Origin of the sequence: Paraburkholderia graminis (assembly GCF_003330785.1) — a bacterium.
Taxonomy (GTDB): domain Bacteria; phylum Pseudomonadota; class Gammaproteobacteria; order Burkholderiales; family Burkholderiaceae; genus Paraburkholderia; species Paraburkholderia graminis.
In genome coordinates, this window is the sequence record NZ_CP024935.1 from 958,915 (window position 1) to 982,219 (window position 23,305).

18 protein-coding genes are annotated in these 23,305 nt (G+C 63.1%); 12 read left to right on the forward strand and 6 right to left on the reverse strand.

Going from position 1 to position 23,305, the window contains the following annotated elements; all coding sequences use genetic code 11:
• Window positions 1-43: 43 nt before the first annotated feature.
• Together CUJ91_RS22550 and CUJ91_RS22555 are read left to right on the forward strand one after the other, a co-directional pair.
• A complete protein-coding gene (locus CUJ91_RS22550; RefSeq protein ID WP_114157187.1) occupies window positions 44-1,486 on the forward strand; it encodes an MFS transporter in 1,443 nt (480 codons plus the stop codon).
• 186 nt (window positions 1,487-1,672) lie between these two features.
• Window positions 1,673-2,746 (forward strand): porin, encoded by a 1,074-nt coding sequence (locus CUJ91_RS22555; protein WP_114157188.1) that lies wholly within the window; start codon window positions 1,673-1,675, stop codon window positions 2,744-2,746.
• A gap of 156 nt (window positions 2,747-2,902) precedes the next feature.
• Here the strand turns inward: CUJ91_RS22555 and CUJ91_RS22560 are convergent, their stop codons facing one another.
• Together CUJ91_RS22560 and CUJ91_RS22565 are read right to left on the reverse strand one after the other, a co-directional pair.
• The gene (locus tag CUJ91_RS22560) at window positions 2,903-3,274 is read right to left on the reverse strand and encodes a YciI family protein (protein ID WP_114157189.1); all 372 of its coding nucleotides are present in this window, start codon (window positions 3,272-3,274) and stop codon (window positions 2,903-2,905) included.
• Window positions 3,271-3,564 (reverse strand): hypothetical protein, encoded by a 294-nt coding sequence (locus CUJ91_RS22565; RefSeq protein ID WP_114157190.1) that lies wholly within the window; start codon window positions 3,562-3,564, stop codon window positions 3,271-3,273. Before CUJ91_RS22565 ends, CUJ91_RS22560 begins: the two co-directional genes overlap by 4 nt.
• 164 nt (window positions 3,565-3,728) lie before the next feature.
• On the opposite strand from CUJ91_RS22565, the gene CUJ91_RS22570 reads away from it, so the two are divergent.
• Entirely contained in the window at window positions 3,729-5,969 is a 2,241-nt protein-coding gene (locus CUJ91_RS22570; protein WP_114157191.1) for a two-partner secretion domain-containing protein, read from the forward strand.
• A gap of 240 nt (window positions 5,970-6,209) precedes the next feature.
• On the opposite strand, the gene CUJ91_RS22575 is transcribed toward CUJ91_RS22570, so the two are convergent.
• Both CUJ91_RS22575 and CUJ91_RS22580 read right to left on the reverse strand, forming a co-directional pair.
• Complete coding sequence (locus CUJ91_RS22575; protein WP_114157192.1) at window positions 6,210-8,417, reverse strand: xanthine dehydrogenase family protein molybdopterin-binding subunit; 2,208 nt, start codon at window positions 8,415-8,417, stop codon at window positions 6,210-6,212.
• 2 nt (window positions 8,418-8,419) lie between these two features.
• Window positions 8,420-8,881 (reverse strand): (2Fe-2S)-binding protein, encoded by a 462-nt coding sequence (locus tag CUJ91_RS22580; protein ID WP_029965711.1) that lies wholly within the window; start codon window positions 8,879-8,881, stop codon window positions 8,420-8,422.
• Window positions 8,882-9,066: 185 nt separating this feature from the next.
• On the opposite strand from CUJ91_RS22580, the gene CUJ91_RS22585 reads away from it, so the two are divergent.
• Window positions 9,067-10,011: an AraC family transcriptional regulator gene (locus tag CUJ91_RS22585; RefSeq protein ID WP_006046917.1), complete on the forward strand. Its 945-nt coding sequence runs from the start codon at window positions 9,067-9,069 to the stop codon at window positions 10,009-10,011.
• 169 nt (window positions 10,012-10,180) lie between these two features.
• Here CUJ91_RS22585 and CUJ91_RS22590 read toward each other — a convergent pair whose 3' ends face one another.
• Together CUJ91_RS22590 and CUJ91_RS22595 are read right to left on the reverse strand one after the other, a co-directional pair.
• Window positions 10,181-11,632, reverse strand: a complete 1,452-nt coding sequence (locus tag CUJ91_RS22590; protein WP_114157193.1) for an aldehyde dehydrogenase family protein — start codon at window positions 11,630-11,632, stop codon at window positions 10,181-10,183.
• 24 nt (window positions 11,633-11,656) lie between these two features.
• The gene (locus CUJ91_RS22595; RefSeq protein WP_006046919.1) at window positions 11,657-12,577 is read right to left on the reverse strand and encodes a LysR family transcriptional regulator; all 921 of its coding nucleotides are present in this window, start codon (window positions 12,575-12,577) and stop codon (window positions 11,657-11,659) included.
• A gap of 337 nt (window positions 12,578-12,914) precedes the next feature.
• Between CUJ91_RS22595 and CUJ91_RS22600 the strand changes: the two genes are divergently transcribed.
• From CUJ91_RS22600 to CUJ91_RS22635, 8 genes are all read left to right on the forward strand, one after another.
• Window positions 12,915-14,375 carry a UbiD family decarboxylase gene (locus CUJ91_RS22600; RefSeq protein ID WP_408481524.1) on the forward strand — a complete coding sequence of 487 codons (1,461 nt, stop codon included), beginning with the start codon at window positions 12,915-12,917 and terminating at the stop codon, window positions 14,373-14,375.
• On the forward strand, window positions 14,368-14,982 hold the full coding sequence (locus tag CUJ91_RS22605) for a UbiX family flavin prenyltransferase (RefSeq protein WP_006046921.1): 615 nt from the start codon (window positions 14,368-14,370) through the stop codon (window positions 14,980-14,982). Before CUJ91_RS22600 ends, CUJ91_RS22605 begins: the two co-directional genes overlap by 8 nt.
• A gap of 4 nt (window positions 14,983-14,986) precedes the next feature.
• Entirely contained in the window at window positions 14,987-18,028 is a 3,042-nt protein-coding gene (locus tag CUJ91_RS22610) for a xanthine dehydrogenase family protein molybdopterin-binding subunit (RefSeq protein WP_114158032.1), read from the forward strand.
• Window positions 18,025-18,846 carry an FAD binding domain-containing protein gene (locus CUJ91_RS22615; RefSeq protein WP_114157195.1) on the forward strand — a complete coding sequence of 274 codons (822 nt, stop codon included), beginning with the start codon at window positions 18,025-18,027 and terminating at the stop codon, window positions 18,844-18,846. Before CUJ91_RS22610 ends, CUJ91_RS22615 begins: the two co-directional genes overlap by 4 nt.
• Window positions 18,843-19,376 (forward strand): (2Fe-2S)-binding protein, encoded by a 534-nt coding sequence (locus tag CUJ91_RS22620; protein WP_053859196.1) that lies wholly within the window; start codon window positions 18,843-18,845, stop codon window positions 19,374-19,376. The genes CUJ91_RS22615 and CUJ91_RS22620 overlap by 4 nt, the downstream gene beginning before the upstream one ends.
• On the forward strand, window positions 19,369-20,949 hold the full coding sequence (locus CUJ91_RS22625) for an AMP-binding protein (protein WP_114157196.1): 1,581 nt from the start codon (window positions 19,369-19,371) through the stop codon (window positions 20,947-20,949). The genes CUJ91_RS22620 and CUJ91_RS22625 overlap by 8 nt, the downstream gene beginning before the upstream one ends.
• A gap of 6 nt (window positions 20,950-20,955) precedes the next feature.
• Complete coding sequence (locus CUJ91_RS22630; protein WP_006046926.1) at window positions 20,956-21,762, forward strand: enoyl-CoA hydratase/isomerase family protein; 807 nt, start codon at window positions 20,956-20,958, stop codon at window positions 21,760-21,762.
• A gap of 110 nt (window positions 21,763-21,872) precedes the next feature.
• A complete protein-coding gene (locus CUJ91_RS22635) occupies window positions 21,873-23,243 on the forward strand; it encodes an MFS transporter (RefSeq protein WP_006046927.1) in 1,371 nt (456 codons plus the stop codon).
• The last annotated feature ends 62 nt before the right edge of the window (window positions 23,244-23,305 follow it).

Sequence of the window (23,305 nt, forward strand, 5' to 3'; positions counted from 1 at the left end):
AGAAAATCGAGGGCCCATAAAATGCACCTTTCCAGGAGACAGCATGAACACCCCTTCGACCGCTTATAGCGACGCCGTTAGCCACACGCAGAGCGAAACGCGTCCCATGAGCGAGCAATTGCGTGCGGCGAATCTGCTGTTCCGCATCGAGAACGTGCCGTTCTGCAAGTGGCACACGAGGGCACGTATCGTCATGGGCAGCGCGACGCTCTTTGACGCATTCGACGCGCTTTCGCTTGCCTTCGTGCTTCCCGTCCTGGTCGGTCTTTGGCATCTTTCTGCCAGCCAGATCGGTGTGCTGATCGCCGCCGGTTATCTCGGGCAAGTCGTAGGAGCGTTGGTTTTCGGTTGGCTTGCCGAACGTATTGGACGGGTGCCGAGCGCCACAGTAACGGTGGGTGTCATGTCGGTAATGAGCGTCGTGTGCGCCTTCACCGGCAGCCTTCATATGCTCTTTTTGATGCGCTTTCTGCAAGGTATCGGAGTGGGCGGAGAAGTGCCCGTGGCCGCAACGTACATTAACGAACTGTCCCAGGCGCATGGCCGAGGACGGTTCTTCATCCTTTACGAACTCATTTTTCCGTTGGGTCTCCTTGCGGCCGCGCAGCTCGGTGCGTTCATCGTCCCGCGCTTCGGCTGGGAGTACATGTTCCTGATCGGCGGAATTCCCGGCATCGTCGTAGCGATCCTGATTGCACGCCTTCCAGAATCGCCGCGCTGGCTCATTTCAAGGGGACGTTTCGATAAGGCTGAACGTATCATCGAGCGTCTGGAGGCCAGCACGAGAAAGCGCAACCTCGATACGCGGACGCAAAAGGCGGAGGTCGACGAGCGCGTGGTGGGTCTTTTGAACGGACTCGAGTCGAAGCAGAAGGGAACGTGGAAAGAACTCTTCTCGCCGTTCTACCGGGGACGCACTGTCGTCGTATGGTTGCTCTGGGCGAGTTCTTATTTCGTGGCGAACGGCATCAACAACTGGCTGCCGAGCCTCTACAGGACGGTCTACCATCTGCCGCTGCAAGAGTCGCTTCACATGGCGTCGATCTCGAATGTCCTGAGTACGTGCGGGGTGCTCGCGTGCGCGTTGCTGATCGATCGAGTGGGGCGCCGCCGCTGGGCAATGGCCTGCTTTGTCATCAGCGGAATTCTGCTCGCCGTTCTCGGCATTCATGGCGCTGGCAGCGCATGGTCGGTGATGTTGCTAGGATCGTCGGCCTACGCGGTGATGGCAACTACAACGGTTCTTTTATACCTGTACACGCCTGAAATCTACCCGACCCGGATGCGCGCGATCGGCACGGGTCTCGCTACTTCCTGGCTGCGAGCAGCGTCTGCCGCTGCGCCAGCGATTGTCGGCGTCGTATTGACAGGGAAAGGCATCGCGGCGGTATTCATTATGTTTGCCGTGGTCAGTGCAGTGGGCTTCCTCGTCGCCGGCCGAATGGTGGAGACGACCAATCGCGCGCTCGAAGAGATTTCCCCGTAGTCAACTGCATTGCTGACGGCTCCTTCCTGAGATGACTCAAGGGAAGGAGCTTCCTCCCCGGTCACACCGTTAGCTTCAGCGACGCGCTTGCAACAAGCGCTACGGATTCATGGTGGTCCATCAGTAGTACTGAGAGGACGACCGTGGAAAAGGTCGCTCATAAAACAATGAATGGAGACAACCGAAATGAAAAAGGCACAACGGGTCATGGTCCGCCTTCAAGCGCGGAAAGTTGCTGGTACGCTTGGAGTGACGGCGATTTTCTGCTCCGGTCTGGCATTCACTCCTGTCGACGCACGGGCAGATAGCGGCTCACAGGTCCAGCTTTATGGGATCGTGGGGACCTACGTCGGAAGCGTCAAGCGTAGCGACACGCCGCAATCTACTGCGCTGATGGGAAGCGGCGGACTTACCACTTCGTTCTGGGGAATCAGCGGCAAGGAAGACCTTGGCGGCGGTGTCAGCGCCATCTTTGCCCTTGAGAGTTTTTTCCAACCGCAAAACGGCGCGCAGGGTCGCAGCGCGGCGGACCCGTTCTGGTCACGCAATGCGTATGTGGGCTTCAAAGGCGACTTCGGCCAGTTGACCTTCGGACGGCAAAGAAATCCGACGTATACCGCAGAATCGATGGTCAATCCGTTCGGATCGTCGACCGTCTTTTCTCCGCTGGTGCTGCAGACATTCGTGACGAACTATGGCGGCACGATCATCGGAGATACGGTGTGGAATAACACGGCCAAATACACGACGCCAAACTACAGAGGCTTCGGCGCGACCGTAATCTACGGTCTCGGTGGCGTCGCGGGTTCGCCTGGCATCGGTAATGTCGGTGTTCACCTGAATTATCAGGGACACGGCCTCACGGCAGTACTGTCCGGCCAACGCGTACGGTACACCGCAGCGGGGCCGGTGGGCGCGCAGTACGCCTATCTCGCGGGTGCAGCGTACGACTTCAAGGTCGTGACGCTGTTTGGGGCGTGGACGATGACCAGCGACGTGAGTACACCTACTGGTAGCCACACGTACGAGGCCGGTTTGTCGATTCCCTTTTCACCTGCTGATTTTCTGCTTGCCGAGTGGGCGCGCACGCAACGATCCGGGCGTACGGCTGCGACCAACAGCCTTCGCAACACGGCGTCTCTTGGTTACGACCACGTCCTGTCCAAACGGACGGACATCTACGCGATCTACTCTTACGACAAGCTGAGCGCGCACCCCACTGGCAATACTTTTGCGGTCGGCGTTCGTCATACCTTCTAACCTGACCTGGTCCGCATTACCTGCTTGATAGGACCCAGCGCGCGCCATTCCTCCCGGTCCGATAGGGAACGCGCACTGCGGGGCAGAAACGACGAAGCCTGGACGGTGTTTGTGGAGAAAGGCGCCCACTCATTCTTGAGACAGGCGCTGCGGCCGCTATCGAGCCAGGTAGAAATCCATGGGGATAAGTTCAACGGCCCATCCGCCTTCCTCGCCCAGAGTGGCGGCCGGGTGCATGGACGCGATGCGCAACGCCTCGTCAAGGCTATCTGCTTCGATGATAAACAGGCCGCCCACGACTTCCTTCGACTCGGTGTACGGTCCATCGGTCACTTGCGTTTTGCCACTGCGCGGGCGAAGTGTCCTCCAGCCGTCCAGATCGCCAAGCGACGCGGAAATCAGAACCTTGCCGGTAGCGCGCATCTTCTCGTCCAACGCGGGGCATCGGCTCACCAGTTCCTTGACGTCGTCCGGTGGCATCGCGGCAAACCTTTCGGGGGCGAAGTAGGCCAATCCGAGGTATTTCATAGGAGATCCTTTGAGTGGGTATGTACTGACGACGATGCTGATGGTCGGGAATCGACAATGCTTCGGAAAATTTTGTGGCAGGTCCTGCCGACCTCGCCGCTTCGGGTCGTAACGTTCGCGGTCGCCAGACGCTTGGCCATGTCGAGTGGCAGGCGCATCACGAGGCGGGTCTGCGCCTGCGCGGTGAGTTCGAGGTCGACCGCGCCCGACTCGAACAGCTCTTCATACAGCCGCCACGACGTCTTCCCGTCGTCCGACTCGTAGCAATCCAGTGTGGCTGTCGTGCCCATATGCAGTTCGTCAAATCCGGCGCAAAGTCAGGGAATGACGTCGCAAAACGTTGAAAGTTTGCTGTTAGTTAAGTACTCAGGTTATGTCTATGCTTTGAAGGCCACACCCTGAAACACCCCGCTGGGCCGAGTGGCATCCCAATCCTTTTGCAGGAAAGGAAAATATGCCGCTCAATACATCGTCACTGCTCGCGCCCGATGGTGCGCGGAGCCTACCTGCTGTCTCCGTCGTCGTCTGCCTTCTAGGTCTTTCGTGCGCCGCCCCGGTGCTCGCCGCCGGCGTCCTGCCGCAAGGCGGCGCCTACGTAAGCGGTAGCGGCTCCATCTCGACTTCCGGCAATACACTGACCGTCACGCAACCGGGCTCATCGCGCGGCGTGATTAACTGGAACAGTTTCTCGATCGGCAAGACCAATACCGTCAACATCGACAACGGCGCGGGCGCGACGCTCAATCGCGTAACAGGCGGCACGCCGTCGATGCTTCTCGGCAAGCTCAACGCAACGGGCAGTGTCTATCTGATCAACCCGCAAGGCGTGGTGGTCGGTCAGCAGGGCGTAATCACAACAGGCGGGCGCTTCGTTGCCTCGACACTCGACACCGACAACGAATCGTTTATGGCCGGCGGTCCTCTCACGTTTTCCGGTCAGTCGACGCAGCGCGTGGTGAATCTCGGCAACATTGGGTCGACCAACGGCGACGTGCTGCTTATTGCCGCGAGCGAAGTCGACAACTACGGCAACATCAGCGCGCCGAACGGCACCGCCGAGATCGCGGTAGGCAACAAGGTGCTCTTGCAGGACTCGTCGAGTTCGCAACAGATGTTCGTGCAGACGGCGAGCGGCGGCGCGATCGTCAACACGGGTGCAGTGGAAGCGGCGCAGGTGAACCTTCAGGCCGTCGATGGCAACATCTACGCGCTCGCCGGCAACGCCGACGTCTTGCGCGCGACCGGCACCGCTGTGCGCGACGGTCACGTGTGGCTCGTCGCCGGTCCGAGAGGACAGGTGATTCTCGCGGGCAACATCGCCGCGAAGAACGCGGACGGCAAAGGCGGCACGGTCGATATGGACACCGGGCTCTTCACCTTCTGGGGCGACTTCGCGAAGGTCGTGGCGGGTCAGTGGAACGTCAGGCTGCCCACCTACACGTTCGACAACGGCGCATCGCGCTCCTTCACGCGAAGCCTCAACGACGGCACATCCATTTCGATGACGACCACCGGCGCGAACGGCCAGAGCGGCGACCTCGTTGCTGATCAAAGCATTCAATGGACCGGCGGCGCATCGCTCGCGCTGAACGCGGCGCATAGCCTGACAGTCAGCCCGGGCGTCACGTTGAGCAACCAGGGCAGCGGCGCGCTGACACTGCGCACGGACGCGGCGAGCGTGAACAATGGCGGCAGCCTTACGAACAACGGCACGATCGACTGGTCGCGAAGCACCGGCACGGTGAGCGCGCTGTATGACATGAACGGCAGTTATTCGCCCGGCACCCTGCTCGCGAACAGTGCGTGGGTGGCGCCCGACTACAGTGGACTGGTTACGCAGATCACCGGCTACAAGCTGGTCAATACGGCGCAGGATCTTCAGAACATCGAGAGCGATATGAACGGCAACTACGCGCTCGGCCACGACATCGACGCGACGGGTTACGCGTTCAAGACGCTCGGCTTCGCGAGCAAGACTGCGTTCACCGGGCAGTTCGACGGCATGTGGCATAGCGTGTCGAATCTCCATCCAGACATCTCGTTCATCAGTGATGTTGCCGCAAACGCCGTAGTGCGCGACGTCAGCCTCCTCGACGCGTCAGCGGGATATTCACTACCGTCCGGACTGTTCGCCGGTATTCTTGCCATGAGCAATCACGGCAAAATTATGAATACGTTTGCGTCGGGCGTCATCGGCCCGCGGTCCAATTTCTCGACCACGTCGATGGGCGGCCTCGTCGGCACCAATTATGGAACGATCGGGCGTTCCGGAAGCAGTGCCAGGGTCTACCACGGCAGCGCAGGTGGCGGTCTGGTCTATGACAATCAGGGAACGATATCGCAGTCCTACGCTACTGGCATCGTGTACGCGGTTGCGTCGCGTGGCTCATCCGCCGGACTTGTACACGACAACAGCGGAACGGTATCGGAGGCGTTCGCGACAGGCGGCGTCTACTCAACCCTGCGCGGTGGCGTCTGCATATCTTGCACCGGTCTTGGCAGCGACGTGTACTGGAATACCGAAACGACAGGAGAGGCCCAGAGCGGCGGGAATCTGCCCGCTTCGAACGGACTGACCACTGCGCAGATGAGCGACCCAAAGAGCTTCGTGGGCTGGAACTTCGGCAGCGATGGCGCGTGGGCGATGCCGGCCGGCGCCACGCATCCGGTGCTGCGCTGGCAAGTCGAACATTGAAGTTTGATCGATGCCGCCAGCCGTCGGCGCCCTCCGGCGAGTCCCAAGGTGCGACCGATACCGCGACGCTGTTCAACGCGCTCATCGTTCGTCAACGGTGCATTCAGCGACGCTACCGCCTGATTTTCCAACCCCCTTTGAGCGAGGCACGAACGGATCCACGTATGGAACCGTTCGCGACGTCACCTTCACGTAGGACAGGCCGAACACTCGGCGTCAAAGGGGCGGAAGAATCGACCGTCAGGCGCTTTTCTTCGCAGCGGCCGGAAACGGCAAGCTGTGAAGCCGTTCGCCGGTGGCTGCAAAAATCGCATTCGCGACCGCAGGCCCGACCGGCGCGACACCCGGCTCGCCGACACCCGTGGGCGCCTCGCCCGAGGGCACGATATGCACTTCGACCTTGGGCATCTCGGCGATTCGCAGTACCTGGTAGCCGTCGAAGTTGTTCTGCTCGACCTTGCCGTCCTTCAGCGTGATCGCGCTGTGCAACACCGCGCCGAGACCGAAGCCGATCCCGCCTTCCATCTGTGCTGCGATGATGTCGGGATTGATGGGCGTACCGCAATCCACCGCGCAGACGACACGCTCTATCTTCACGTTACCGTCCTTGTCGACGGAGACTTCCGCAACCTGCGCGACGAACGTCTTGAACGCCTCGGCCACCGCGATGCCGCGTCCGCGGCCTTTCGGCAACGGTTTGGCCGGGTCCCAGCCCGCTTTTCGCGCGGCGAGTTCGAGCACGGCCCGCATGCGCGGTTCGTGCGCGAGCAGATCGCGGCGGAACACGAACGGGTCCTTGCCCGCTGCATGCGCGGCTTCGTCAATAAACGCCTCGACCGCGAATGCCGTGTGCGAGCTGCCGACCACCCGCCACCACAGCACCGGCACGCCGGTCTGCGTGGTCGTCAGTTCGACCGAGATGTTCGGAATCGCGTATGCCATGTTGGCGGCTCCCTCGACGGAGGTCGCGTCGATGCCGTTCTTGATCATGGCGCTCGCGAACGGCGTGCCGCCGAGGATCGACTGGCCGACGATCCTGTGCCGCCAGCCGACCAGTTTGCCGTCCGCGCTCAGGCCCGCGTCGAGCTTGTGGAAGTACATCGGCCGGTAGAAGCCGCCGTGGATGTCGTCCTCGCGGGTCCACTGCAGCTTGACGGGCGTGCCGTTCGCGCCCAACGCCCTGGCGATCGACACGGCCTCGACGATATAGTCCGACCGCGCGTTCGCACGCCGCCCGAAGCTGCCGCCCGCATACAGCGTGTGAATCTTGACCTGCTGCGGGTCGAGCCCCGCCGTGCGCGCGGCATTGCCCTGGTCGACGGTCTGGAACTGGTCGCCGGCCCAGATCTCGCAGCTGTCGGCGGTGAGCTTGACGACGGCGTCGAGCGGCTCCATCGGCGCGTGAGCAAGGTAGGGGAACGAGTAGGTGGCGGATATCTTCTTCGCCGCGCCCGCGAGCGCCTGCGTCGCATCGCCGTCCTTGCGGGCGGATGCGCCGGGCTGTTCGGCGAGCTGCCGGTATTCGGCCATGATCGCGTCCGAGCTGCGCTTCTCGGCCCTCGAATCGTCCCATTCGATCTTCAGGGCGTCGCGGCCCTGCTTGGCCGCCCAGAAGCCCTTCGCGACCACCGCCACGCCGCCCGGCACCTGCACGACCGAAACCACGCCCGGCACGGCTTTCGCAGCGGACGCATCGAACGACCTGACCGTCGCGCCGAAGAGAGGCGGACGCTGGAGCAACGCGACCAGCATGCCGGGAAACGTCACGTCGAGCGTGAACTGCGCGGTGCCGTCGGTTTTCGGAGGGACGTCGACGCGCGGCGCCTGGTGGCCGATCAAACGAAAGTCTTTTGGCGATTTGAGCGCGACCTTGTCCGGCACCGGTAGCCGGGCCGCGGCCGACGCGAGCGAGCCGTACGTCGCGGTCCGGTTCGTGGCCGCGTGATGAACGCTGCCGTCGCGCGTCGTCAGCTCGGACGCGGGCGTCCGCCACTGCGCGGCGGCGACGGAGACCAGCATCGCGCGCGCTTTCGCGCCGGCTTCGCGCAATTGCATCCACGAGTTGGCCATCGCCGAACTGCCGCCCGTGCCCTGCATGCCGAACGCGAGATTCGCGTAGCGCTTCGCGTCAGCGGGGGCGCTTTCGACGCGGACGTCCTGCCAGTTCGCATCCAGTTCCTCGGCGACGATCGTCGCGATGCCGGTGTACGCGCCCTGGCCCATCTCGACGTGCTTCGCGATGACGGTCACGCTGTTGTCCGGCGCGACGCGCAGGAAGGCGTTGGGTGCGAACGCCGCCTCGGGCGCCGTGGCGGCGAGCGCGCGGCGGCCCGTACCCGCCCATTCGAAGCCGATGGTGAGGCCGACTGCCGCGACTGCGCCGGCTGCTTTGAGGAAGGTCCGGCGCGACGGGCGCACGGCATCCGGGAGATCGAGATCGGTCGTCATGGTCAGGCCTTCAGGGTGGCAGCGGCTTCGTGAATGGCCGCGCGTATGCGGGCGTAGGTCGCGCAGCGGCACAGATTGCCGTTCATCGCGGCGTCGATGTCGGCGTCGGTGGGCGTGGTGTTGCGTTCGAGCAAGGCGGTCGCGGACATGATCTGACCAGACTGACAGTATCCGCACTGCGGCACCTGCAGCTTGACCCATGCCGCCTGGATCGCTTTCGCAGGCCGGCTTTCGATACCTTCGATGGTCGTGATGCGCTTACCCGCGACGGCGGCGAGCGGCAGCACGCACGAACGCGTGGCTTCGCCTTCCAGATGAACCGTGCAGGCGCCGCATTGCGCCATGCCGCAACCGAACTTCGTGCCGTGCAGGCCCGCGTTCTCGCGAATCGCCCAGAGAAGCGGGGTTGTGGGATCGGCATCGAGCGTAACGTTCTTGCCGTTCAGGACAAACGATGTGGACATGGAACCTCTCCGTGGGGAAGGCCCGAACTTGGCGCCGGGTGTACGCGGCAGTGTGACCGAGTGCGTGCCGTTGCGCTTACACAATCCTGCAAAATTATTGAACAATGCTGCAAATGGAGCAGCACAACCGTCGTTGCGCGGCAGCGCCTGGTTATGCTCGGTTCCGTCAACGGAGCTCAACGCGCATGAAACAGAATTCTTCCTGGCTGGATGCTTCGGCGTCGCGCGAAACGGCACGCCGCGAGCTTGCCGCGCTCGTCAGCCGCTTCGCGCCCGTGGACGGCGCGCATCAGACGGCGATTCCCTCGCTGGCGTTCTACCGGTACTCCACGCCCGTCGATCTCGGCTGCGGCGTGGCGAGCCCCGCGTTGGTATTCGCGGCGCAAGGCGCCAAGCGGGTCGTGGTCGGAGGGCAGGCTTACGACTACGATCATCTGCATTGCCTCGTGACGTCCGTCGATCTGCCGATGACGTCGCGGGTCACGCGAGCGTCGTCCGACGCGCCGTACCTGTGCGTGAAGCTCGCACTCGATCCGCAGTGCATCGCCGAACTGGCGACGCAAGTGCGTCTGCCGGAACCGGGCGCCGCGTCGGCGGGCGAAGGCATCGCGGTCGGCTCGCTGTCGGCACCGGTTTTCGATGCGGCGCTGCGGCTCGCGCGATTGCTCGATACTCCGAATGACATCCCGGTTCTCGCGCCGCTTATCGTGAAGGAGCTGCTCTATCGGCTGATGACAAGCGAGCAGGGCAAGCGGCTGCGGCATATCGCCGTCAACGGGAGTCCGACGAACCGGATCGCGCGGGCGATTGAGTGGATCCAGAATCACTACACCGAGGTTTTGCGGATGGAGATGCTCGCGCAGCACGTGAACATGAGCGTGTCGTCGCTCCATCACCACTTCAAGAACGTCACGACGCTGAGCCCGCTGCAATATCAGAAACAGTTGCGACTGCAAGAGGCCCGGAGAATGTTACTTGGGCAGAACGGCGATGTTGGGTCGGTGGCGATCAGGGTCGGGTATGACAGCCCTTCCCAATTCAGCCGCGAATATAGCCGGTTGTTTGGGGCGCCTCCACTTCGCGATGTGGCGCAGCTAAGGCGCCGGAACATGGTGGGGTTCGGAGAGTAGGCTGGCGACGGCTAAGTCCGTCCGTATTGGAAAAGCAGGCCGATCCAGACCGTCACGCATTCTCTTAAGCCCGCCCGCCCTGATGCACGCGGGACCCATATTTACGTGCCGTGTTCCGATTGAGCCATCGCGCTTTTTTGCAATCGAGGTCAATGGTTATCTGATTCCGTCACGAGCCAAGCACTTCGATGCCTTCCAGGACTCCTGCACCGACACAGATATGCTTGATCTCCGTGAAGTCCGCTAGCGCGTCATAGCCGTGCAACCGGCCCAGTCCGCTCTGCCGATAGCCGCCAGTTTCGGCCTCTGCGAACAACCTGTTGTGGTCGTTGATCCAGACGGTCCCATCACGCAGCGCACGCGCAATCCGGAAAGCCCGAGCCGAGTCGTGGGTCCACACGCTCGCGGACAGGCCAAAAACGGTGTTGTTTGCCTTTTCAACGGCTTCCTTTTCGGTCTCAAAGGTCTCTAACGTGACGAACGGGCCAAAGATCTCGTCCTGGCAAAAGAAGGCGTGAGGTTCTCCGTGCTCGACCAGCGTCGGTGACAGGAAGGCGCCCGGTCCGCTCGAAGTCCCGCGCAAGAGCACGCGATCTGCAAGGTCACACGCTCGTTCAACCGTGGTCTGGACAGCGTCGCGGGACGCAACATCGATCAGCGCGCCAATGTCGGAAGCTGGATCGATTCCTGGGCCAACCTTGAGGCTTGCGAGTGCTTTGACGAGTTCGTCTCGCATTTGGTCCGCCTTTGACACATGCACGAGTATTCGCCGTGCAGCGGTGCATTGTTGTCCGGAGATGATGGTCGCGGCCCGGGCAAGACGAGGTGCAATGGCCTTAACGTCGCTGTCCTCGAAGACGACACAGCACGATTTGCCGCCCAGCTCAAGCGACAATCGCTTCATGCTGTCTGCAGCGGCGCGCATGATTCGCTTGCCGACTTCCGTCGAACCCGTAAAGCTGATCACATCGACATCGGCGGACTCGACCAGTCGCGCAGCGGCTTCTGCGCCGTTTTCGAGAAGCAGATTGACAGCACCGGCGGGAAGCGCCGGCTGGTCGAGGCAACGGATCATTGCCGCGGTGATCAATGACGTCTGGGCAGCCGGCTTGACGATGGCCGTGCATCCGGCAGCGAGGGCGGGCGCAAGGGACCGCACGAGCAGCACGGCGGGAGCGTTCCACGGCACGATGATCGCAGCAACGCCGGCGGCCTCGCGCAACATCGTCGAGATGGTGCCTGGCTCGGGCTCGATGACGTGACCGGCAATGTGGCGCGCGAGTCCCGCGTAGTAGCGCACTTCGGAAATCGCGGCGCGCATTTCTCCTCGCGCCTGCCCAATAGTCTTGCCGTTTTCACGTGTCAGCAATTCCGCTAGCGGTTCCACCGACAACTCGAGAGTCTGGGCCCAGCGAAGCAGAACATCCTGCCGTCGACGGGCATCCTGTGCCCACGTTGTGTGATCGAACGTATGGCGGGCAGCCGCGACGGCGGCGTCCGCGTCTTGCGTGTTCGAGCTGACGAACCGGCCGAGCGTCTCTCCGTTCGAAGGATCGGAGCTTGCGAGCACGGGCTTGCCGGCCCATTCGCCGGCGATCCAATTCATAGCGTCTCTTTCCATTTAACTATCCAGTGGGCGTGGTTGTTAAGAATCGACAGGGTCGGATGCGCCGGCCGATACCTTCCGTAGTTCGTCGGCAATGATCGCTGTTAGCGCTTCCGTAGCAGCACTTATCGGACGGCGAGGGTGACTGATTCGCACGATGTGCCGCACGATTCGCGGCGCAAGGATCGGATGCGCGCGCATGGTGCCGCGCTGCACCGAACGTTCGACCACGATGCGAGGAAGGATCGTGGCGAACCCCGTGTTTTCGACGAGCTTGACGATGGCGCTCAGAACATCGATCTCGAAACGGGGCGCCAGAAGCACGTCTGCGGATTGCGCGGCCGCGTCGAGCACGCCGCGCAAGCCGTGACGTTTTGTCGGCAACACAAGATCCAGTTCCTGCACTTGTGCGAGCTCAATGACGGGCGGCAATGTGGGTCCGCCATTCACGCCGGTTGCCAACACCATTTCTTCGTCCAGCAATGGCTCCGAGTCGAGAGATAAGCGGGCGCGTGGCCGGTTGATCAACGCGGCTTCAAGCTGTCCGCCTGTCACGAGATCGATAAAAGTCGCACTGTAGCCGTCGGCGACCGTTACTTCGACGTGCGGGTACTGCTCGTGAAAGCGCGAAAGCGCATCCGCAAGCACGCTCTCGCTGACAGACGCAATCAGTCCCAGGGAAACGTGTCCAGACACGACCTCATCGCGCTGCATCAGTTGTGTCTGCGCTTGCTTGAGATCGCGCATGATCGGCAAATAAAGGCGATACATCAAACGGCCGGCAGCAGTTGGAGTCATTCCATGTGCGCCGCGCTCGAACAAGGTCTGCTTCAACTCGTCTTCGAGCTTGGCGATCTGCATGCTCAAAGCCGGTTGAACTATGTTTAGCCGTTTGGCCGCACGAGTTACCGATCCGTCTTCGAAGAGAGCGATGAAGTACTGAATTTGTTTGAGATCCATTGGGCAGCGCTCGTCGTGATACCTGTTTCGCCAATCATATGCGCTGATACGCGATGAGTCGAGGTATCAACATGTTTGCCGGTGTGCTGCGATTCGTACCGTTGGCGTGTATCAAAAGCCCGGTCCGTCTTCCCTTTTTTACTTGGTATCAAAACGGGGACTGTCTTGCATCAGTATCCGTACGGACATCAGTACTTCTGATGCCTAGGTTCAAAAATTAATATTATCGCTTATACCGTGGCGTCGATATTCTGCTCTTCAATCTGCCGGTGTTAGCACCTCCGAGGCCGGCAGCAATGGAGAGAGACTCAAAATGAATTCACGCGAAAGCTCGCCGATGACGTCCCTGGGCGCCCCGGCGAACGACGTCGGGCCTGCGCGCACCTTGCGTCACTGGCTTGCACATCTGAGTCGGAGCGGCCGCGTCGCGGCGATCGACAAGCCCGTTGCGCTCGAGCACGAACTCGCCGCGATCGCCAAGTGCCTGGACGCCACGCAGGCGGCCTTCTTCACGCAGCCGGGCGGCCATGCGGTGCCCGTCGTCAGCGGTTTCATGTCGAAGCGTGCGTGGATCGCGGAAGCGATGGGCGTCGACGAATCCGCGTTGCTCGCGCGTTTCTCCGCTGCGGCCGCCGCGCCGCTCGAATCGAAACTCGTCGGACGTGAAGAGGCGCCGTGTCAGCAAGTGGTGCATACGAGCGGCATCGATCTTCACGCGCTGCTGCCGATTCCCACGCACAGCGAGTACGACAACGGCCCGTACATTACGGCGGGCCTCGTGATCGCGCGCAATCCGCGCACCGGCGTGCAGAACGTTTCGATCAACCGCATTCAGGTGCATGGCCAGAATCGCATGGCGATCCTGCTGCTGCCGCGGCATCTCTACGCATTTCATCGCGAGGCAGAAGCTGCAGGCGACGCGCTCGACGTAGCAATCGCGATCGGTGTCGATCCGCTCACGATGCTTGCGTCGCAAGCGATCACACCCATCGATCATGACGAGCTCGAAATTGCGGGCGCGCTGCATGGTGCGCCGCTGCCGGTCGCGCAATGTGTGACGAATGGTGTGCACGTGCCGGCGTTTGCGGAGATCGTCATCGAAGGGCGGATTCTGCCGAACGTCCGCGAGCCCGAGGGCCCGTTCGGCGAGTTTCCGAAGTACTACAGCGCGAGGGAAGCGCGCGAAGTCATCGAGGTGACCGCGGTGACGCATCGGCGTGATCCGATCTTTCATACGATCGTGCCTGCGGAAATGGAGCATCTGCTGCTGGGCGCGATTCCGCGCGAAGCAACGCTGCTCGCGCATCTGCAGCGCAGCCATCCGGCGGTGAAGGACGTTCATCTGTCTGTCGGCGGCGTGTGCCGCTATCACCTGTGGGTGCAGTTCGACAAGAAGCGCGAAGGCGAAGCGAAGAACGTCATTCTGTGCGCGTTCGGCGCGCATTACGACATCAAGCAGGTCGTCGTTGTCGATACCGATGTGAACGTGCACGATCCCGCCGAAATCGAATGGGCCATCGCGACGCGCTTTCAGGCCGACCGCGATCTCGTCGTGATCGAAGGCGCGCAGGGTTCGCCGCTCGATCCGTCGACGACCGTCGGCCAGCCCGACGACGCGCCGTCGCATCTGCAAGGCGTGAGCGCGAAGATGGGCCTCGATGCGACGCGCCCCGTCGTGTATCCCGCGCATGTGTTCACACGCGTGCGCATTCCGGGGCAAGACTCGGTGGATCTGCACACACTCGTCGCCGCTGACAACAGCGCGTTCGACGCCTACTTGTCGCGCGATCATGACTGAACGCAAGAAGCGCATCGTCGTCGGTATTTCGGGCGCGAGCGGCGCGGTAATCGGCGTGCGCCTGCTCGCCGCGTTGCGCCGCCTCGGCACGCACGAAACGCATCTGGTCGTGTCCGCTTCCGGCGCGGTGACGGCGGCGCAGGAACTCGGCCTCGCGCGCGGCGACATCGACGCGCTCGCCGACGTCGTGCACAACGTACGCGACATTGGCGCCGCGGTCGCGAGCGGATCGTTTCTGACCGAAGGCATGGTGATCGCCCCGTGTTCGATGAAAACGCTTGCGAGCGTCGCGAACGGCTTCGCGGACAACCTGCTCACCCGCGCCGCCGATGTGATGCTCAAGGAGCGCCGCCGCCTCGTGCTGGTCGCGCGCGAAACGCCGCTCAATCTCGCGCATCTGCGCAACATGACGCTCGCCACGGAAATGGGCGCGATCGTGATGCCGCCGGTGCCCGCGTTCTATGCGCATCCGCAGACCATCGAGGACGTGGTCGATCACACGGTCGGGCGCATTCTCGATCTGTTCGGTATCGACCATGAGGAAATTGCGCGCCGCTGGAACGGTCTTGCCGACGAATTCGGCGGCCGCGCCGCGCGTGAGGAGTAACGTCATGAATCAGCGCGAAACCGCATTTGCCGACATAAACGCGCGTGTCGCCGACAACGGGACGCGCGACGCGAGCACACCGCGGCGTCACATCGGGCGCTCGATGCAGCGCCTCGAAGACCCTGCGATCCTGACAGGCCGCGGCCGCTATGGCGACGACATCGCTGTGAAGCCGGGCACGCTGCACGCCGCGATTCTGCGTTCGCCGCACGCGCACGCGGAGATCCTGTCGATCGATACGCAAGCCGCAGCCAAACTCGCCGGCGTGCGCGCCGTGCTAACGCGCGACGATCTGCGTGCGTGGTCGCGTCCCTTCGTCGTCGGCGTGAAGTCGCCAATGGAGCAGTGGGCGCTCGCGATGGACCGCGTGCGCTATGTCGGCGAGCCGGTCGCGGTCGTGATGGCCGAATCGCGTGCGCTCGCTGAAGACGCGCTCGATCGCATCAAGGTCGACTATGCGATGCTCGATCCCGTGACGTCGATCGAACAGGCCGCGAGCAACGAAGGCCCCGCGCTACACGAACGCGTGGGCAGCAACGTCATCAGCGACCGGCACTTCCGCTACGGCGAGCCCGAAGCGGCATTCGAACGCGCGCCGCATCGCGTGAAGCTGGTCGCGCATTATCCGCGCAATACCTGTGCGCCGATCGAGTGCGGCGTAGTCATCGCCGAGTACCTTTCCGGCGATGAAGGCTACGACGTCACGTCGAATTTCATGGGACCGTTCTCGCTGCACGCCGTCATGGCGATGGCGTTGAACGTGCCCGCCAATCGTCTGCGTCATAAGGCACCGCGCGATTCCGGCGGCAGCTTCGGCGTGAAGCAGGCCGTGTTTCCGTACGTGGTGCTGATGTGCCTCGCGTCGCGCAAGGCGGGCGCGCCGGTGAAATGGGTCGAGGACCGGCTCGAGCATTTGAGTGCGGCCACATCGGCGACCGCGCGCCTCTCGACAATCGAAGCGGCGGTCGAAGCGGATGGCCGCATCGTCGCGCTGTCCTACGATCAACTGGAAGACGTCGGCGGCTACGTGCGCGCGCCCGAGCCCGCGACGTTTTACCGGATGCACGGCTGTCTGACGGGCGCGTACGCCATCCCGAATCTGCTCGTGCGCAACCGCGTCGTGTTGACCAACAAGACGCCGACCGGACTCGTGCGCGGCTTCGGCGGACCGCAGGTGTACTTCGCGCTGGAGCGGCTGATCCAGCGCATCGCCATCGAGTTGAAGCTCGATGTGCTCGACGTGTATCGCCGCAACTTCGTTCCCGCCGATGCCTTCCCGTATCGCGCGGCAGCGGGCGCGCTGCTCGATTCGGGCAACTATCAGGAAGCGCTGCGCCGTTCGATCGACGATGGCGGATACCACGAACTCGTCGCGCGCCGCGACGCCGCGCGACGCGCAGGGCGGTTCTATGGCATAGGCTTCGCGGCGATCGTGGAGCCGTCGGTGTCCAACATGGGCTATATCACGACTGTGATGCCCGCCGACGCGCGCAAAAAAGCCGGACCGAAGAACGGCGCGATCGCGAGCGCGACGGTCAGCGTCGATCTGCTCGGCGGCGTGGTGGTGACCATCGCGTCGACGCCTGCGGGGCAGGGCCACATGACGGTGTGTGCGCAAGTCGTGGCCGACGTGCTCGGGCTCGATCCGAAGGACATCGTCGTCAATGTCGAGTTCGATACGCACAAGGACGCCTGGTCCGTCGCGGCGGGCAATTATTCGAGCCGCTTCGCGGGCGCGGTGGCAGGCACCGTGCATCTCGCCGCGACGCGCGTGCGCGACAAACTCGCGCGCGTGCTCGCCAGGCAGTTCGACTGCGCGGCGAACGACGTGCGCTTCGAAGGCGGGCGCGTCTATCCGCGCGACGCCGCGGACCGCGCGCTGCCGTTCGCGCGCGCAGCGAGCAATGCGCCGCACTGGGCGCCCGCGCTCCTGCCCGAAGGCGAAGAGCCGGGCCTGCGCGAAACCGTGTTCTGGTCGCCGCCGCACATGGATGCGCCCGACGAGCACGACCGCATCAATACATCGGCGGCGTATGGCTTCGCATTCGACATGTGCGGTGTCGAAGTGGATCGCACGACCGGACGCGTGCGCATCGACCGCTATGTGACCGTGCACGACGCCGGCACCATCCTGAACCCCGCACTCGCCGATGGCCAGATTCGCGGCGCGTTCGCGCAAGGCGTCGGCGCGGCGCTGATGGAAGAGTTCCGCTACGGCGCGGACGGCAGCTTCCAGTCGGGCACGCTCGCCGACTATCTGATGCCGACGACATGCGAAGTGCCCGATCCGCTCATCGTGCATCTGGAAACGCCTTCGCCTTTCACGCCGCTCGGCGCGAAGGGCCTCGGCGAAGGCAACAACATGAGCACGCCGCCGTGCATCGCGAATGCGGTGGCGGATGCGCTCGGTGTCGAAGACATTCGCTTGCCGCTCACGCCGCCCAAAGTGATGGCGATGATCGGCATCGACGATCCCGAACCGTCGCGGCCGGAATATCGCGAAGCGCCTGCCACGAAGCCCGCGACGCCGGGCGGCGGACGCGCGCTGACGGCGCAGGGCGCGGTCGATCTGCCCGCGACGCCCGAAGCCGTGTTCGCCGTGCTGCTCGATCCGAAGGCGCTGGCGAACGTCATTCCCGGCTGCCACGCGCTCGAAGAAACGGCGCCCAACCAGTATCGCGCGGACGTGACCGTCGGCGTCGGCATGATCAAGGCCCGTTTCGAAGCGCGTATCGGCTTGTCGGAGATCGAGGCGCCGCGCCGCCTGCGTCTCGCGGGTGCGGGCATCTCGCCGCTCGGCAGCGCGCGCGGCAACGGTCTCGTCGAACTGACGCCGCACGGCAGCGGCACGCGGCTCACGTACGACTACGAAGCCCAGGTGTCGGGCAAGGTCGCCGCGGTCGGCGCGCGCATGCTCGAAGGCGCGGCGAAGGTCGTGCTGAAGCAGTTGTTCGAATCGCTCGGACGGCAGGCGGCGGGCAAGCCGGTAGAAGCGCATGGATCGTGGATCGCAAGACTCGTCGCCCGTTTCAGGAGACACACATGAAGCCCGCACCGTTCGACTACCTGCGCGCGATGACCACGCAAGACGCGCTCGACGCGCTCGCGCAATACGGCGAAGACGCGCGCATGCTGGCAGGCGGTCAGTCGCTGATGGCCGTGCTCAATATGCGGCTTGCACAACCCAAGGTGCTCATCGACATCTCGCGTACTGCCGAACTCGATGCCGTGCGCGTCGACACGCAAGCGGGGCATCTCGTCGTGAACGCCGCGGCGACGCAAGGCAGCGTCGAATGGCGCAGCACGCTCGCCGACGAAGCGCCGCTGCTCGCGATGGCTTTCCCGCATATCTCGCACTTCCAGATTCGCAATCGCGGGACCGTGTGCGGTTCGATCGCGCATGCGGACCCGAGCGCGGAGTTGCCACTCGTGCTTTCCGCGCTTGGCGGCGACGTGATGCTGCGCTCGCGAAGGAAGCGCCGCACGCTCGCCGCGCAGGACTTCTTTCAGGGAATGCTGATGACCGCGCGCGAGCCGGATGAACTTGTTGAAGCGGTGCGCTTTCCGCTGCGCCGCCCGGGCGAGCGCTATGCATTCACGGAATTTTCCGCGCGGCACGGCGATTTCGCGATCGTCGCGTGTGCTGCGGTCGTCACCGACGAGTCGATCCGTATCGCAGTCGGCGGCGTCGCGGACCGGCCGGTGACGGAGCAATGGCCGCGTCTGCAGGGCGACGACCTGCGCGGTGCACTGAACGATTTGAGCTGGAAACTGAACGCGCAGGACGACGCGCACATCGGCGCGAAATATCGCCGGAATCTGGTGCGGCAACTCGGATGGCGCGTGATCGAGGAGGCAAAGTGAGCAAGACGGACACCATCATGCGGCACGGCGAAGCGCAGCGGATCGCGCTGACGCTGAACGGCCGCGAACGAAGCGGCCATTGCGAGCCGCGCGAACTGCTGTCGGACTTCATTCGGCACGAACTCGGCGCGACGGGCACGCACGTGGGCTGCGAGCATGGCGTATGCGGCGCATGTACCGTGCAGGTCGATGGCGTCGCGGCGCGCTCGTGTCTGATGCTTGCCGTGCAGGCCGATGGCCGGCGTATCGATACCGTCGAGGGCCTCGCGCCCGATCAGACGCTTGGCGACCTTCAGCAGGCGTTCCAGCGGCATCACGCGCTGCAATGCGGCTTCTGCACGGCGGGAATTTTGATGTCGTGCGCGGATTATCTGCGGCGCGTGCCGAATCCATCCGAAGAGCAGGTGCGGCAGATGCTGTCGGGTCATATCTGCCGCTGTACGGGTTACACACCCATCGTGGCCGCGGTGCTCGACGTTGCGGCGCGCCGCCGGGCCGAGGCAGGCACGACGGAGGTCGAACATGCTTGATCTCGGACGCACGTTCCTGCAGAGCGTCGAGCGTAGCCCGCACGCGCTCGCGCTCGTCGATGGCGATGTGCAACTGACCTACGCGCAGTGGCATCGCATGATCCTGAGTGTCGCCGATGGCCTGCGCGAACTGGGCCTGCAACGCGGCGACCAGCTGCTCGTCGTGCTGCAAAACCGCTGGGAAATGGCGACGCTGCATTGGGCCGGACAGTTTGCAGGCATCGTCATCGTGCCGATCAACTGGCGCGCGAAGCCGGACGAACTGGACTACTGCGTGACCGACTCGGGAGCGAAGGCGATCGTCTACGAACCCGTCAGCGCCGCTGCCGTCGCGCAGAGCGCCGCCGCACAAAAAGTGCCGCGTATCGGACTCGACGATGCTCCCGGCCGAACCGCCGCCTTCGATACGCTCATCGTCGAACGAACGCGCAGCGGCGCTGCGAGCGACACGACGCACGCCACCGCCGACGACATCTCGCTGATCCTCTACACATCGGGCACGACGGGCAAAGGGAAGGGCGTGCCGCGGCGGCATCGGCACGAACGCGCGGGCGCGCTCGCGCACGTCGCGCAAAACCTCTACCGGCGCGGCGAACGCACGCTCGGCGTGATGCCGCTCTATCACACGATGGGCGTGCGCTCGCTGCTCGCGATGGCGCTCGTGGATGGCCTTTTCGTCTGCGTGCGGCGCTGGAACGCGAAGCTCGCGCTCGAATGCATCTCGAAGCACGCGCTCACCTGCCTCTATCTGGTGCCGACGCTTTATCACGATCTGCTTGCCGACAGCGCCTTCCCCGGCACGGATACCTCGTCGGTCAGAAAGCTCGGCTTCGCCGGCGCACCGATGAACGACGGCCTGCTCAAGCGCCTCTCGGCCGCGTTCGAGCCGGAGCTGTTCGTCAACCACTATGGTTCGTCCGAGGTCTACACGTTCAGCATCGATCAGGATGCAACCAGGAAACCCGGCAGCGCGGGCCGCGCGGGCATCAATACGCGGCTGCGCGTGGTGAAGCTCGATGCTCTTTCGCCCGATGAGATCGCCGACACCGGCGAAGAAGGGCAGATCATCGTGGACCTGCTCGGCGACGAAGCTTTCGAAGGCTACTGGCATCGTCCGGACGCGGATGCGAAGAGCTTGCGCGACGGCTGGTACTTCACCGGAGACACAGGCTATCTCGACCGCGACGGCGATCTCTATGTGACGGGCCGCGTCGACGACATGATCATCAGCGGCGGAGAAAACATCTCGCCGGTGGATATCGAATCGGTGTTGTCGCTGCATCCCGCCGTCGACGAAGTCGCGGTCGCAGGCGTCAAGGACGAGCGCTGGGGCCAGCGCGTGGTTGCTTTCATCAAGCGCCGCGAGTACGTCGATTCGGAATCGCTCGATGCATGGTGCCGCCAGTCCGATCTCGTCAACTTCAAGCGTCCGCGCGATTACGTTTTCGTCGACGACATTCCGAAGTCGCCGGTCGGCAAGATTTTGCGCCGCAAGCTGCAAGCGGGCGAGTACACGACCGATTCGAATACGCAGGCCGCACGACCTGCAGAAACCACAATCACCAAGGAGTAACCCACAATGAGCGATCTCAACCATCGCGGCCAGACGCTGCTGCAAGATCTCGACGGCTTCTCGGTCGACATCGACGCGCAGCGCGAGCGCGCGGACATCGTGCTGCACCGTCCGCCGTTCAACGTCATTTCGATGCACGCACGCGACCAGTTGCGCGCCGTGTTCGAAGCCCTCGACGAGGACGACCGCGTGCGCGTGATCGTCGTGCGCGCGAAGGGGGAGCACTTCTCGAGTGGCGGCGACATCAAGGGCTTTCTGGAAGCGTCGCCGGAACACGTATCGAAGCTCGCGTGGAATATCGCGGCGCCCGCGCGCTGCTCGAAACCGGTGATCGCGGCGAATCGCGGCTTCTGCTTCGGCGTGGGCTTCGAGTTGTCGCTGGCATGCGATTTCCGCATCGTCACCGATACGACGTTTTATGCGCTGCCGGAGCAGAAGCTCGGCCAGATTCCCGGCTCGGGCGGCTCGGCGCGTTTGCAGTCGATGGTCGGCATCGGCCGCACGAAGGACATCGTGATGCGCTCGCGCCGCATCCCGGGCAAGCAGGCGTACGACTGGGGCATCGCGGTGGACTGCGTAGCCGATGCGGAACTGGAGTCGGCGACCGATGCGCTCGTCGACGAACTGCGCGCGTTCTCGCCGCTCGCGCAACGCACCGCGAAGAAGCTGCTGAACGATACGGAAGACTCGCCGCTCTCGATTGCGATCGAACTCGAAGGGCATTGCTATAGCCGGCTGCGCGCGTCGGACGATTTCCGCGAGGGAGTGGAGGCTTTCCACGGCAAGCGCAAACCGGTGTTTCGCGGCAGCTAGGCCCGAAGCACTCAGCCATCCGCAGCACAACAAACAAACATGACGCCGCGGAGAACGGCTACCGGCCACAACTTGACGTTTCTGGCGACGTACATTGAAGGAGACAATTGATGGAAACGACATTAGCTGGCGCGCGGAATACGGCGACGCAAAGCAATAGAAGCATTGTTATAGCCGCCGCCGCATCCTGTTTTGGATGGGCGCTCGACCTGTTTGACCTGTTCATTCTGCTGTATGTCGCGCCTGTCGTCGGCAAGCTGTTCTTTCCATCGGATCATCCAACGCTGTCTCTCGCAGGCGTGTATGCGTCGTTCGCCGTGACGCTGCTGATGCGGCCCATCGGCTCCGCTCTCTTTGGATCGTACGCGGACCGGAATGGGCGCAAGCGTGCAATGCAGATTGCCGTGTTCGGCGTGGGCATAAGCACGGCAGTGTTTGGGACGCTGCCGACGATTGCACAGGCTGGTGTCATAGCGCCAATCCTGTTTGTGCTTCTTCGCCTGGTGCAGGGCGTGTTTGTCGGCGGTGTCGTTGCTTCCTCGCACACGTTGGGGACCGAATCCGTGCCGCCTCACTGGCGAGGCGCGGTTTCGGGCCTGATCGGCGGGGGTGGGGCGGGCATCGGCGGACTGCTTGCCTCTATTGTCTTTTTCATCGCGTCGGCGCTGTTTCCGGGTCCGCAATTCGAAGTGTGGGGATGGCGCGTCATGTTCTTTGCCGGATTGATAACCTCGCTCCTCGGCGCGCTGTTGTTCCTGAGACTCGAGGAGTCTCCGTTCTGGAAAGAGCAGCATGCGCGAAAGGCTGCACGCAAGGCCGCCGTGTCGAAGCAATCTTCGCCGCTGCGAACGCTCTTTTCCTCCGAATATCGCCGGGTCATGATCGTCAACGTCATCATGACAACGTCAAGCGGTGCAGGTTATTACCTCTGCTCTGGCTATTTGCCGACCTTCCTGAAGGTCGTCAAGCACCTGCCGAACGGTACGACTTCAACCATTCTCATGGCGACCGGTTTGCTTTCAATAGCAGCAGCGATAGCAATCGGTGCGGCGAGTGACTTTTTCGGCCGCAAAAAAGTATTCATCGGAGCGGGTGTTCTGCGCCTCGCACTGCTTCCCATCCTGTACATATTGATGACGAAGACAGACAGCGTGCCTCTATTGGCGGGCTACACGCTGCTCCTCGCAGTTCTCGGCGGGGCAAGTTACGCGCCGCTGCTGATCTTTTTGAATGAGCGCTTCCCCACAGCGATTCGGGCGAGCGGCACCGGGCTTTCGTGGAATATCGGATTTGCGCTTGGCGGCATGATGCCGACGTTCGTCTCGCTTCTCTCAGCAAGCGAGCAGCAGTTGCCCGCGACGCTGTCGTGGTTTCTTCTCGGTGTTTCGGCGCTCTTCCTCGTCGGGGCATTCATCGTTCCGGAAACACGAGGCAACCTGGAGGCGAGCCGAAGAAGCGAAGCCGGCATGCCTGGAGCATGACGATTAGCGATGCGAAGCTTTGGTGCTGGACGGGCGACTGACGAAACTCTGACTGTTTTTCA